Source organism: Lysinibacillus sp. EB106-09-02-XG168 (assembly GCF_058791475.1).
Genome location: NZ_JBYTDN010000003.1, coordinates 699115 through 712586 on the forward strand (window position 1 = coordinate 699115; position 13472 = coordinate 712586).

11 protein-coding genes and 1 pseudogene are annotated in these 13472 nt (G+C 32.6%); 11 read left to right on the forward strand and 1 reads right to left on the reverse strand.

Features of this window, described 5'->3' with window-relative positions:
- Position 1: 1 nt before the first annotated feature.
- The 11 genes and pseudogenes from pseC to AC3WSO_RS04340 all read left to right on the forward strand — a co-directional run bounded on the left by pseC (position 2) and on the right by AC3WSO_RS04340 (position 11144).
- A complete protein-coding gene (gene pseC / locus AC3WSO_RS04290; RefSeq protein WP_492529004.1) occupies positions 2-1159 on the forward strand; it encodes a UDP-4-amino-4,6-dideoxy-N-acetyl-beta-L-altrosamine transaminase in 1158 nt (385 codons plus the stop codon).
- Positions 1156-1881: a cytidylyltransferase domain-containing protein gene (locus tag AC3WSO_RS04295; RefSeq protein WP_492529006.1), complete on the forward strand. Its 726-nt coding sequence runs from the start codon at positions 1156-1158 to the stop codon at positions 1879-1881. Before pseC ends, AC3WSO_RS04295 begins: the two co-directional genes overlap by 4 nt.
- Positions 1882-1890: 9 nt before the next feature.
- Positions 1891-2910, forward strand: a complete 1020-nt coding sequence (pseG, locus tag AC3WSO_RS04300) for a UDP-2,4-diacetamido-2,4,6-trideoxy-beta-L-altropyranose hydrolase (RefSeq protein WP_492529008.1) — start codon at positions 1891-1893, stop codon at positions 2908-2910.
- Positions 2911-2924: 14 nt separating this feature from the next.
- Positions 2925-3464 (forward strand): UDP-4-amino-4,6-dideoxy-N-acetyl-beta-L-altrosamine N-acetyltransferase, encoded by a 540-nt coding sequence (gene pseH / locus AC3WSO_RS04305; RefSeq protein WP_492529009.1) that lies wholly within the window; start codon positions 2925-2927, stop codon positions 3462-3464.
- A 5-nt stretch (positions 3465-3469) separates the two neighbouring features.
- Positions 3470-4522 carry a pseudaminic acid synthase gene (gene pseI / locus AC3WSO_RS04310; protein ID WP_492529011.1) on the forward strand — a complete coding sequence of 351 codons (1053 nt, stop codon included), beginning with the start codon at positions 3470-3472 and terminating at the stop codon, positions 4520-4522.
- A gap of 121 nt (positions 4523-4643) precedes the next feature.
- The gene (gene fliB / locus AC3WSO_RS04315) at positions 4644-5864 is read left to right on the forward strand and encodes a flagellin lysine-N-methylase (protein ID WP_492529013.1); all 1221 of its coding nucleotides are present in this window, start codon (positions 4644-4646) and stop codon (positions 5862-5864) included.
- Between the two features lie 205 nt (positions 5865-6069).
- Entirely contained in the window at positions 6070-6459 is a 390-nt protein-coding gene (locus AC3WSO_RS04320; protein WP_492529015.1) for a flagellar protein FlaG, read from the forward strand.
- Between the two features lie 22 nt (positions 6460-6481).
- Complete coding sequence (gene fliD / locus AC3WSO_RS04325) at positions 6482-8974, forward strand: flagellar filament capping protein FliD (protein ID WP_492529016.1); 2493 nt, start codon at positions 6482-6484, stop codon at positions 8972-8974.
- 40 nt (positions 8975-9014) lie between these two features.
- A complete protein-coding gene (gene fliT, locus AC3WSO_RS04330; RefSeq protein ID WP_492529018.1) occupies positions 9015-9374 on the forward strand; it encodes a flagellar protein FliT in 360 nt (119 codons plus the stop codon).
- A 76-nt stretch (positions 9375-9450) separates the two neighbouring features.
- Positions 9451-9861 (forward strand): flagellar export chaperone FliS, encoded by a 411-nt coding sequence (fliS, locus tag AC3WSO_RS04335; RefSeq protein ID WP_492529020.1) that lies wholly within the window; start codon positions 9451-9453, stop codon positions 9859-9861.
- A 226-nt stretch (positions 9862-10087) separates the two neighbouring features.
- Positions 10088-11144 (forward strand): annotated as a pseudogene (locus AC3WSO_RS04340) (ISL3 family transposase).
- Positions 11145-11346: 202 nt separating this feature from the next.
- Here the strand turns inward: AC3WSO_RS04340 and AC3WSO_RS04345 are convergent.
- Complete coding sequence (locus tag AC3WSO_RS04345) at positions 11347-13368, reverse strand: sulfatase-like hydrolase/transferase (protein ID WP_492529022.1); 2022 nt, start codon at positions 13366-13368, stop codon at positions 11347-11349.
- Between the last annotated feature and the right edge of the window lie 104 nt (positions 13369-13472).

Here is a 13472-nt window from a genome sequence, read left to right on the forward strand (position 1 = left end):
AATGCGTGATACATATTTACCGTATGGACAACAATGGTTAGATGAAGAGGATATACGAGCTGTTGTAAACGTATTAAAAGGTAGTTTTTTAACAACAGGCCCAACAATTGCAGAATTCGAAGAATGCATGGCAGAATATGTTGGCTCTAAATATGCTGTAGCATTTTCAAATGGAACGGCAGCGCTACATGGAGCATGCTTTGTTGCAGGTATTGGTGAAGGTGATGAAGTTATTACTACACCAATCACTTTTGCAGCAAGTGCAAATTGTGTACGCTATGTAGGTGGCACAGTTGTATTTGCAGATATTAAAGAAGATACGTATAACATTGATCCTTTGGAAATTGAAAAGAAAATTACACCTAATACAAAAGCTATTATTCCTGTTCATTTTACAGGTCAGCCTGTGCAGTTAGCAGAAATTCATGCTATTGCGAAAAAACATAACTTAATTGTCATTGAGGATGCGGCACACGCACTAGGAGCTGAATATAAAGGAGAAAAAATAGGTGCCTTTAGTGATATGACAATGTTTAGCTTTCATCCAGTAAAGCATGTTACCACAGGTGAGGGTGGCGTTATAACAACTAACAATGAAGCTCTATATAAAAAACTCTTACAATTTCGTTCTCATGGAATAACAAGAGAGGCAAGTAATCTTGCAAAAAACGATGGTCCTTGGTATTATGATATGCAATTTTTAGGATTCAATTATCGAATGACAGATATTCAAGCTGCTCTAGGCATTAGTCAGCTCAGGAAGTTAGATCAGTTTGTAGCACGTCGCCGTGAAATTGCCCAACTATATAATGAAGCGTTTAAGAATAATGAATGTTTATTTATACCAACTCAACAATTAGATGGAGTTTCAAGTTGGCACCTTTATATCATTAAATTAAATCTGGAAAACATCAGCGTAACTCGGAAAGAAATATTTGAGGCATTATTAGCTCAAAATATTGGTGTGAATGTCCACTACATTCCAGTACACACTTTGTCATATTATCAGGGATTAGGGTACGTCAAAGGGTCTATGCCTAAAGCAGAAGAACTATATGAGGCAATTATTACCTTACCATTATTCCCGAAAATGTCGAATGAGGATGCAAAGGATGTAATCGATTCGTTGATTATGGAATTAGAAAAGGTGAAAAAATGAGAATTGTAGCAATAATTCAAGCAAGAATGGGTTCAACTCGTCTACCTGGGAAAATCCTAAAAAAAGTGAATGGTAGACCTTTATTATCATATCAATTAGAGCGTTTACAGCAAAGTAATTATATCAATGATTTAGTAATAGCAACTACCATTGATGAAAAAGATGATTTAATAGTAGAGTTTTGCAAGAAAAATAATATTAAGTGGTTCAGAGGATCAGAAGAAGATGTATTGGCTAGATATTATGAGACAGCTAAAGCATTTAAAGCAGATGCAATTGTCCGAATTACTTCAGATTGCCCGATAATTGATGTGCAAGTGGTTGATAAAACAATACAATATTTTGTAGATAATAATTTTGAATATGTATCAAATACGGTTGATAGAACTTATCCAAGAGGTTTAGATACGGAAGCATTTACGTTTGCAGCTTTAGAAAAGGCTTATAAGGAAGCTGTTATGGAAAGGGATCGTGAACATGTAACTGCTTATATTTATACGAATCCTGATGTTTTTAAAATAAGTAGTGTCCGAAATGAAGTGGATTATAGTAAATATCGATGGACAGTGGATACAGAGGAAGATTTTCAGCTAATTAAAAATATAATAGAAAAGCTGTATAATGATAATCCCAAATTTACCTTCCATGATACAGTGAAACTTATGGAAGCTAATCCAGATTGGTTTTATATTAACGCTCATATTGAACAAAAGAAGTTATAGGTGAAAAGTATGGATACATTTATAAGAGTGGATGCCTCAGTTGAAATTGGCACTGGACATGTGATGCGTTGTTTAACATTAGCGCACAGGCTAAAAAAAGATGGACAACAGGTAGCTTTTATTTGTAGAGGTGCAAAGGGTGAATGTATAACATTAATAGAACAACAAGGGTTTGTTGTTTATAATTTACCGCCTTGTGGTGGTTCTTTATGGAATTTTGTAGCTGAATACTGGGTAAAAGATGCTTATGAGACAATTGAGATTTTAAAACAATATACGGTGGAAAAGCTGATTATCGATCATTACTCAATTGATATTAAATGGGAACAATTAGTTCGACCTTTTGTTAAGAGTATAATGGTTATTGATGACTTGGCAAATCGTAACCATGACTGTGATATATTACTGGATCAAAATTTCTATTTAGATATGGACACAAGGTACGATGGGTTAGTTCCTTTTTCTGCTAAAATGCTACTAGGGCCAAGTCATGCTTTGTTAAGAGATGAGTTTATAGAAGCGAAAAAACATATAAAACCTTTTAATGGGAGAGTTGAGCGCCTATTCATTTTCTTTGGTGGTAGTGATCCAACCAATGAAACAGAGAAAGTTTTACGAGCTATTATCCCTATGATAGAAAAATATGCTCTAAATGTAGACGTTGTTGTAGGGAATTCTAATCTAAACAAAATACAAATTAAAGAAATTGCTTCAGCATATGATAGAATCCATTATCATTGTCAAATTAATAATATTGCTGAATTAATGGCTAAATCAGATTTAGCTATTGGAGCGGCTGGAGCGACTACTTGGGAAAGAATTTTTTTAAGATTACCTTCGATTGTTATTGCAGTTGCGAAGAATCAAGTAGAAGTTGCAAAAGCAGTCGCAAATACCGGGGCAATAATTTATCTAGGTGTCTCTAATGAAACAACAGGTAATCAAATACTTATAAATCTTGAACTTCTATATATAGATTCAGTTGAATTAGGGCGCATAATACAAAGTTGTGAAAATTTAATATCATGAGAGGATGTAATATATTGTTTAATGCATCACTTAGGGATCTCGTTGTAGATGATTTAGAAAAAATTTTAATATGGCGTAATCAAGAACATATTAGATCGGTAATGTTTAACGATAATATTATTGAATGGCAACAACATATTAATTGGTATAAAGAATTAAAGAATAGTAATCGTGGAATTTCAAAAATTTTTTCAGTTAATAATGTTGATTATGGAATACTAAATGTTATTGACATAGATAGTTATTCAAATAGATGTTCATGGGGTTTTTATATAGGTGATAAGAAAGCGCCAAAAGGTACGGGGTTGTTATTAGGGTATACTGCTCTCGAATTTGTTTTCAAAGAATTAAAATTTAGAAAACTATGTGCTGAAGTAATTGAAACAAATAAAATAAGTTGTAATTTTCATGAAAAATTGGGATTTAAACTAGATGGTATATTACGTAAACAAATAAAACGTAATGATAAGTATGAAGATATTTATGTATACAGTTTATTTGCAGAAGAATGGGAAGTACATAAAAAACAATTAATTTTAGAGTTAGAAGGGTAATTAAAATGAAACAAATACAAGTGGAGAAATTTAATATTGGATCACTTTCAAAACCATTTATTATTGCAGAAATGTCAGGGAACCATAACCAATCTCTTGAACGTGCATTAAAAATAGTAGAAGCTGCTGCAGCTTCAGGAGCACATGCATTAAAGATTCAAACATATACAGCAGATACAATGACATTAAATTTAGATAATCCGGGTTTCCAAATAAATGATGATACAAGTTTGTGGAATGGACGGAATTTATATAATTTGTATCAGCAAGCTTATACTCCTTGGGAGTGGCATAAACCAATTTTTGATCGTGCAAAAGAATTGGGAATGATTGCTTTTAGTACGCCATTTGATGAAACAGCTGTTGATTTTTTAGAGGAATTAGAAGTTCCGCTCTATAAAATTGCTTCCTTTGAGAATACGGATTTACCGCTTATCAAAAAAGTTGCTGCAACTGGTAAACCAATGATAGTATCCACAGGTATGGCAACATTGGCGGAATTAGATGAATTAGTACGAACAGCCAAAGAAGCTGGCTGTAAAGACTTAGTATTATTAAAATGTACAAGTACATACCCTGCAACACCTGAAAACACAAATATTTTAACCATTCCACATATGAAACATTTATTTAACGATGTCCAAATCGGATTATCTGACCATACACTCGGGATAGGTGTGGCTGTAGCAAGTGTTGCACTAGGTTCAACAGTCATAGAAAAACATTTTACATTGGACCGAGCAGATGGTGGTGTTGATGCAGCATTTTCAATGGAACCAGCTGAAATGAGGGCGCTTGTAGATGAGACTGAACGAGCTTGGATAGCTATGGGAAAAGTTACTTATGGTCCAACAGAAAAAGAAAAAGCTTCTCTAAAGTTCCGTCGTTCAATTTATGTATCCAAAGATATAAAAGCTGGAGAGAAATTTACAAAAGAAAATATAAAAATTGTACGTCCAGGATATGGTCTAGAACCTAAGTATTTCAATCACGTACTAAATAAAAAAGCTCGAAAAGATTATATTGTGGGTTCACCATTAAAATTTGAGGATTTATAAAAATATTACGCTCGAAAAAAATAAAAAAATCCAAAAAATTCCTTTGATTAAAATATCAAAATAAATATGAACATTTATGTAATAAATAATTATATGAGTGTAGTGTATAGGATGTGGAAAAATGAGACCTATATTAATACCTGAATATTTAAATGACTTTAATTGTATTGGTAGTGCTTGTGAAGATACTTGTTGTGCTGGTTGGAATATAACAGTTGAAAAGAAAACATATCAAACGTATCGTAAAGTACGTCAGCCAGAGATGACAGAAAAATTATTGAAGTATGTAAAACGAAATCGTAAAGGTCATGATGACTCTAATTATGCAAAGTTTATTTTAGATGACAATAAAAGGTGTCATATGATGTTAGAGGACGGGTTATGTAGTATTCATAAAGAATTAGGAGAAGAATTTTTATGTAATACTTGTGCTGTTTACCCGAGATCCCTTGCAAGTGTCGGTGATGTAACAGAAAAAAGTTTAACATTATCTTGCCCAGAGGCAGCACGAGTTGTTCTATTACGTAAAGAAGGGATAGGTTTTATTGAGACGGAAGAACCGAAAAATACGCGTGGACTAATGAATAGGGAGCTAATATTAGAAAAACACCCTCATTTTTGGGATTTGCGTATTTTTACGATTCAGCTTCTTCAAAGTCGTCAACAACCTATTGAAATTCGTTTAATTGTATTAGGGTTATTCATACAAAAAATTGAACAATTAAAGCCGAGTGAGTTAGAACAAGAGTTACCACTGATTATGCAGGATTATTTAAATCGCTTAAATAATGATGAATTTATTGAATCATTAAAAGATATTAAGGGTAATCTAAATTTTCAACTGAATTTAGCCCGTGCTTTAATTCGTTTTCGTATAACAGGTGGCATTTCTTCAGAAAAGTATGTAGCCATTCTTCAACAATTAATAGAAGGCTTAGCTTTGGAGGAGGATGAAGAACTAGAAGTACAGGATATGGAAACAACTATTACGAAATATCGAGAATCTTATACTCATGTATATGAACCATTTATTAAACAACATGAATATATGTTTGAAAACTATATTGTGAACTATGTATTTAAAAATCTATTCCCATATGATTATCAGACATTATTTGAAAGTTATATGATGCTTGTTATCAATTTTACATTAATTAAGTTGCATTTAATTGGCATGGCCGCTAAACAACAACAATTAACGCAAGAAATGTTTATTGAATGTGTCCAACAGCTTGCTAAGGTAATCGAACATAACCCTTCTTATTTGATAGATGTCCGTGAAGGTATGGTAAATTTAGGTTACACAACAATGGGGCATATGTTTGTCATGATTAGTAAGTGAAGTAACTAAAATTTGTTATAAATGTTTTTTAAAATAATAGTAAAACATTCGAAGAAGCCTCTTATTCAGATTTAAATATCATCTGAATAAGAGGCTTTTTTGAGAAAGGTGTTAACTAAAGTAGTTTGCCGTAAAAAGGTGAAATATTTCTAGAAACTTCCGATATTAAATATAAGAATAAGAAAAGTTTAGGAGGTCACATATTATGCGTATTGCAGATCAAGGACAATCTACAGATGTGGGAACTACAACGTCATCAACATCTTCTAAAAAAGCTGGTTTAGAAGAAACTGCAATGACTACTATTAAATCTCAGTTAGTAACGCAATTACAAGGAGAAAAAATACCAACTGCAGAGGGGCAAGATATATCTAAAGAAAAGCTGCAAAATGTGGTAGACACTGTAAATGAATTTTTACAAATCAATCATAATGCTTCTAAATTTGTGTTGCATGACGGTTTAGATCGTTATTTCGTACAGGTTGTTGATACCCAAACTGAAGAAGTAGTAAAAGAAATCCCTCCAAAAAAACTTTTAGACGCATTTTATGAGATGCAAAAGTTATTAGGGATGATTGTAGACGAAAAAATATAAGGACATTTAGGAGGAAAATATAATGGTAAATAGAATCGGCGGATTAGCATCAGGAATGGATATAGATTCATTAGTAAAAAAATTAATGAATGCGGAAAGAGCACCATTAAACAAGTTATATCAAAAGAAACAAACGTATGAATGGCAACGTGACGCATATCGCAGTGCCAACACAAAGATAAAAACATTTGATACTTATATTTCAGATAATCTAGTACTAAAAAGTCTTATCTCTAAAACTGCGGCTAGTTCAAATTCTAATTTAGTATCTGCTACTGCAACAGGAAGCGCTGCAGGAACACTTTCGATTGAGGGTGTTTCACAATTAGCTACAGCAGCTCGTAAAGTTGGTGATCAAGTTAATGCTGTAGGAACAACGAAAATGTCCGATTTAGGAGCGACAGGAACTATAGAATTTAAGGCTATTCAAAGTAATGGCCAATTAGCAAGTGAAGCAACAAAAATTGAAATTACTTCTGATATGACAGTGAATCAGTTTATTAGTAAAGTGAATTCTAGTAATGCAGGAATTAGCGCTGTATTTGAAAATGGTCGATTTTCATTTACTGCCAAAAACACTGGTGATGTTAAAGGTGATGATGAAATCAAAGTTGTAGGAGGATTAGACATTTTTAACAAGTTAGGGTTTGCTGATCCTAATAAAGTTCAAAATACAGAAGGAAAAAATGCTATTTTCACTGTGAATGGCATAGCAACAGAACGAACAACTAATACTTTTACGATTTCGGGTTATAATGTAACGTTGAAAGATACGTTCAATGGCCTTCAAACGATTGCAGATAAATATAAGGCTGCTGTGGAAGAATTAAAAAATGCTACTACTAATTTAGTGAACAAACAAGCAAATCTAACAACAAAACAAGGAGCTTATGGTGCTAGTGATATTAATAGTTACACAGCCAATCATGAAACTGCTTATAAAAACGCTTTTGGTAATACTTTAACTTTGACACAACAAGTGCAATACAACAAACTTGGAAGCGATTCATGGAGAAATTTATCAACAGATGAAATAAATTTCATCAAAAACCAGTCATCGGTACAAGGTATCAAAGATAATATAGACGGGAGCTCTTTAAGTGATGAAAGCAAAGAAAAATTAAAGGGTATATCTAATGCAGCGCTAGATGTTTTATTTTCAAACAAAGATCAACTTACAGATTTTAAAGCTCAAGCAGAGTACGAAAAATATGGTGCAAAATTAAAAGATTTTGATCAAAATGCCATTGATGCATTAAAACGCTTCCCATATAACAGTGATGATTCAATTGAAAAAATCCATAAAGATATAGACGATAATACGGAATTTACAAAAGAAGTAAAAGATGCGTTAAAATCTTTAAGTAAGGATGATTTAACTAATTTAATAGCAACAGATTCGACAACTTTAAAAACTTATCAAGAAAAAGCTCAGGCTGAGGATTTAAAACAAAAGTATAGTCAGTTTGGAGATGCGTTAATTAAAGGTTTACAAGATGGTTCTAAAAAGGTTGAAGATTTAACAGAGCAACAAAAAGAAGTTTGGAATAGTTTATCACCAGAAAAAAAAGGTCAATTTTATGCTTTAGCTGATCAAAATATCAAGCGTTCCGAGTATTTAACTGCAGATGCTGAAGAAAAAGCAGCTCAAACTCGTTTAGCGGAAGCAACTAATACCGAAAAAACAGCAACAGCAGAAGCAACTGCGGCAGGTATTTTAAAGGATGATGGTAGTGGCGGTAAAATAATTGATGATGATAAAGTAAATGGTGCTCCGAAAGCACAAGCAGTCACAATGACATCAACAACAAATGTTGATGACAGCATGGCCAAAATTAAGGAATTTGTCACTACTTATAACGGTTTTATAAAAGCTTTAAATGATCAAACAAAAGAAACTAAATATCGTGATTATAAGCCATTGACTAGTGAGCAAAGAGAAGATATGTCAGAAAATGAGATTAAGCTTTGGGAAGAAAAAGCGAAGAGTGGATTACTAAGAGGTGATACTCTTATTCGTGAAGGGCTTTCTGGTATGCGTTCTTTAGTATATCAATCAAATCCTGGTATTGACTCAAAATATAATACTCTCTATAGCATTGGGATTACAACATCAAAAAATTATAATGATGGCGGTACATTAGAAATTGATGAAACAAAATTACGAAAAGTATTAGAAGAAGACCCTGATGCAGTTGAAAAACTCTTTAAAAATAGTGAAGGTAAAAAAGATGATGTAGTAGATGGTAAAACAGTTGATACACGTGGTTATTTAGAAAAATTGCGTGGGTCGATGAAAAGTTTTGAAATTACTATCGAGAAAAAAGCTGGTCGTTCTACGATGACGGACGCTCAATATGCAATTGGTACTAATCTAGTCGATACAGAAAGTCGAATCAGCACTTGGAAGAGAAAATTAGAGGATATAGAATCTCGTTACTGGAAACAATTCACAGCGATGGAGCAGGCCATTAATAAAGCAAACCAGCAATCTAGTATGTTCATGCAAGGTTAAGGTTTTGACATGTTTCTAATTAGCAAAGTAGGAGAACATTATGCAATTAATAGATCAACTATTACAGGTATCAGCTAATTTATTTAAGCTTTTGGGAGATAGCCCAAATGGTGAAGAGCGTGATGAATACATTGACAACATCAATAGCATGTTGGACAAACGTGGAACGATTATTGAAGGTTTGGTTCAAGAAGGCTTTCAATTCGACGAACAGAATCGCATTCATCGAACGTTACTTGAATTAGATAATGGGATAAAAGAACGATTGGCTGCTGTGATGAGCGCCGTAAAACAGGATATGGGAAACCTACAGAAAACGAAAAAAAGTGAAGAGCAATACTTCAATCCTTACTCGAATGTTCGTGTAATGGACGGTATGTATTATGACAAAAAGAATTAATAATTACCTATTCGCTTTTCTTCATAAAATGGTTTAAACTAGTAAATAAGTAACCTTTCAAAGGAGTTGTCCTTTATTGGCAGCAAATTTAACAGCGCAAAACGCGTATAAACAAAATAGTGTTACCACTGCTTCACCTGGTGAGCTAACGTTAATGCTTTATAATGGATGTTTAAAGTTCTTGCACAAAGCTAAGCTAGCAATTCAAGAAAAGAATATCCAGGAAAAAAACACAAATCTTATCAAATCACAAGCGATTATTAGCGAGCTGATGTCGACTTTGAATATGGATATCGAAGTGTCAAAAAATATGTTTGCCCTTTATGAATATATCAACCGTCGCTTAGTCGAGGCAAACATTCAAAGTGATGTCGCTATTATTGAAGAAGTTGAGGGATTAGTGACGGAATTCCGTGATACATGGAAGGAAGTTATTCGCATTAATCGACAACAGCAATTCGGTCAGGGAAACGCTGGACAAATTTAGACAACAAAAGAGGCCATCGATTAATCGATGGTCTCTTTTCTTTGCGAGAAATGTGAGACACGGCATTTATATCATAAAAAAGGAAATATTTAGATTATTTCTAGGTTCGGTTCTATAATATTTTTTTTGGTATTCAAAAAATTACATACATAAAAAAACACAGATTCACTAATTTATATATACTTGAATTGTCGAGAAACAAGTAATAGAAAGGTGAACTGTGCAAGTGAGTTTTAACATGAATATTCCAAGATTAAAAGATGTAGAGATTACGAAAATAGAAGAAGTAGGTGATCGAATCACATTGTATTTACAAGTGCCTTCTCTGAAAACTCCCCTTTCATAGATAAATATCAACACTACTCAAAAGAATAGAATCAAATGGTGAGTATACGTGCTATTAAAGCCAAAACATTTAAAGAAGTTGCAGAAGTACTAGGTACATCAACCACGACGATCATTCGACGTTTTAAAAAGGTTACGAATAAACAATTAGTAGAGGATGTATGTTTACCAAAAGCAATCGCGATTAATGAGTATAAAGGAGATACAGATGTAGGTACGTTTCAACTAATAATTGCGAATGCGGAGACGCGTGAGCTGATTGGTATTTTACTGAATCTTAAAAATGAAACAATAAAAAATTACTTAAGTCAGCAGGGAGCAGATGTTGAAATAGTGGACATGGATATGAATCCAAGCTCTAAAGCAGCTGTTCATCAAGCGCTAGGTCGACCTGTTATTGTGGCAGACCCCTTTCATTTTAGCCGTTATATCTATTGGGCAATGGATGAAGTGCGCCGTCAAGTACAAAAAGAATGGGACAAATACAATCGCACAAAATGTAAACGTATGTGTCATGTATTTTATAAACGTGCATCTAAATTATCACCGAAACAACAGTGGTACTTACAGCGCTATACAGAATGTCTAAAACATTAAAAGTAGCTCATGAATTAAAGGAAGCCTATTGCGAATGGTTTGATTGGGCAAAGACAAAGAATGATGTCGTAGAAGTGAAGAAGCGATTACTAGCTTTTTACCGTAAGGTAGAAGAGACAAAATTACCAGCTTTCTTAAAGGCAATTCAAACATTGAAAAACTAGCAATTAGAAATCTTAAATAGCTTTAGTTTTGGTTATTCCAACGGCTTCTTGGAAGGCATTAATAATAAAACAAAAGTGATGAAACGGAATGCATATGGCTTTCGACGCTTCGATCACTTTCAAGCAAAAATCTTATTAAATTTAAAGTATAAAGAAACCGGAGTTCATTTGGGCTAACGTGCTGAAAGATTAGGGTACCCAAACATTAAACTTAGAACCTTTATTTAAAGAGATGAATACTAGTATATGCTAATGAGATATAGCGAATTCCTATTTTTTGATAGAAGGATTATGATTGGTAATATTAATCATTTATATTATTTAGTGCGATAAAAATTTAAAGCTTCCGGATTTATTCTATTGAAGTTTATGCTATTTTCTATTTCTGAAGAATTACTCTCTTCTCTAAAATCCAATTTGTATAGTAGTCTATTATTTCTTCTACATTAGTATCATTTAAATTATCATTTAATATAATTAAATCTGTCTTAAAGTGTTCTAAATCGACTCTTCCATAATTATCAACACTATCCTCTGTTTCAAAATAAAATTGAAAATCCCTCGTATAAATTACGGCTTTATAAGTTTGATTAGGATGGTAAGATTCTGTCATGACTTCTTTACGTTGTTTGCCACCGAAATCCTCTAATGCTTTGCCATGCAATTTTTCTTTATCATATTCGATATTTAATAAATCCAATATTGTAGGGTAGATATCAAGATTGCTCATTAATTTATCACTAGTTCCTTGCATTCCTCCACCTAACAACATAAATGGTACTTTAGTTCTCCCATAGTTTAGGAAATGCTTTGGTTCTTGCTCAAAATATCCTTGCCCGTGATCAGAGTGAATAATTAGAAGAACGTCATCTTCATCATAGTTATGTTTGATATAATTGAATAGAACTGATAAATGTAAATCGATTCTTTTCAGCTCTTCTCCATAACGGATAATTTTATTTTTATCATAATCTGTAAGTACAGAGGTATCTCCCTTATTAGAAAATAATCGATTTAGTACATTAGTATTTACTTGACTATTAATTGATGAAAAGATTTCATCGGCTACATCATGTAAATCAGGTAGAACTAACCAGATATAGTTATTTTTTTCTTTGAATGTTTCTAAATGATCGATAACCTCTTCCATGATTTCTCCTGCACCAAAACCACCCAAAGAGTTTTTAAACACAATTCGATCAAAACTTTTTCCATAGCCGTGGGGTGGTGTACCGCGCCAATCACCAGTAAAGGAAGCAGTAAAATATCCTGATTTACGAATCTTTTCAATTAGTGATTCTTGTTTCTCTGAAAAATCATGGCCAAATCTTGAGTGGTATTGGCCATGTGCAATAGTATCCATTGCGGTAACTAGCCCTGCGTTACTTGGAAAAGTCCAATCAGCAGAGGCATAGCAATTTGTATTCTCATATTTACCGTTAAATGTATTTAAAATATTGGGAATCAATATTTTTTTGTCGTTTTCTTCCAAGAATTTCCCGGATAAGCCATCAATAAAAATATGGGCTACTAATCTATATTTTTTTTGCTCATCTTTCAGTGAAATCGGATTACCAATAAATAAAGGGCGATTTGCAGTTATTTCAATTTCCCCAGGGTCAAATGTCAAGTAGTTATATTGATTATACTTTAATAGAGAATTAGTAAAATCATAAGTAGTATTATTTATTTTAATGGTTAATTCAGTGTTTTTCTCTAAAAAAGAAAGAGGTAAGGTTGTTTTCTTATCAAATACATATTGATAATGCTTAGCTTCATGTCCTTGAAAATATTCCGTTTTGGTAAAATATCTAGATGTATTATCGATATTTTCTATAAATAACGATTTATATATATTTGTCATATTTTCATTATCAGTACCAGGGTTTTGAACTTGACGAATTATGCTTTCTCCAAATTTATTTAAAGGATAGACCTGTTCATCAATTTCTTTAGAAAGTTGATCAACTTTATTTAGGTACCTTTGTAATTGTTCTGATGAAAAAAATTGTTGTTTTTTTAATGTATATACCATTTCAGTGAGATTATTTTGTACAGCTTCGATCTCTTCTGTATTCTCTGATAATCTTAAACATCTTCCAAAATGATAAAAGCTATTATCAAATTTTTGTAAAGAGAAATGGATTAAAGCAGCATTAAAATGCAGTGAATAGGAATATGAAAATTGCTGCAATCCTTCTTTGACTTTCAAAGCAGCTTCTTCAAAGCTCCCAGATTCGAATAATAGTGTTGTGCTAACTATGTAATAAGTCTCAGTTTTTGCAATTTTTGATAACTCATCTAAAGCAATTTTTACTTCTGCTCTTTCTTCTTTCCTCATACTATCTTCAATTCGATTGTGCAAAATTTTTACAATCTCAATTATATTTTTACTTGACAAAATTATTCCTCCTACTATAAACTCATGTATTTAAAGTTTTTATATAGTATAATCTTTATAATACATAAACACATTTTACCAAGTTTTGATATTGAATGAAAGGT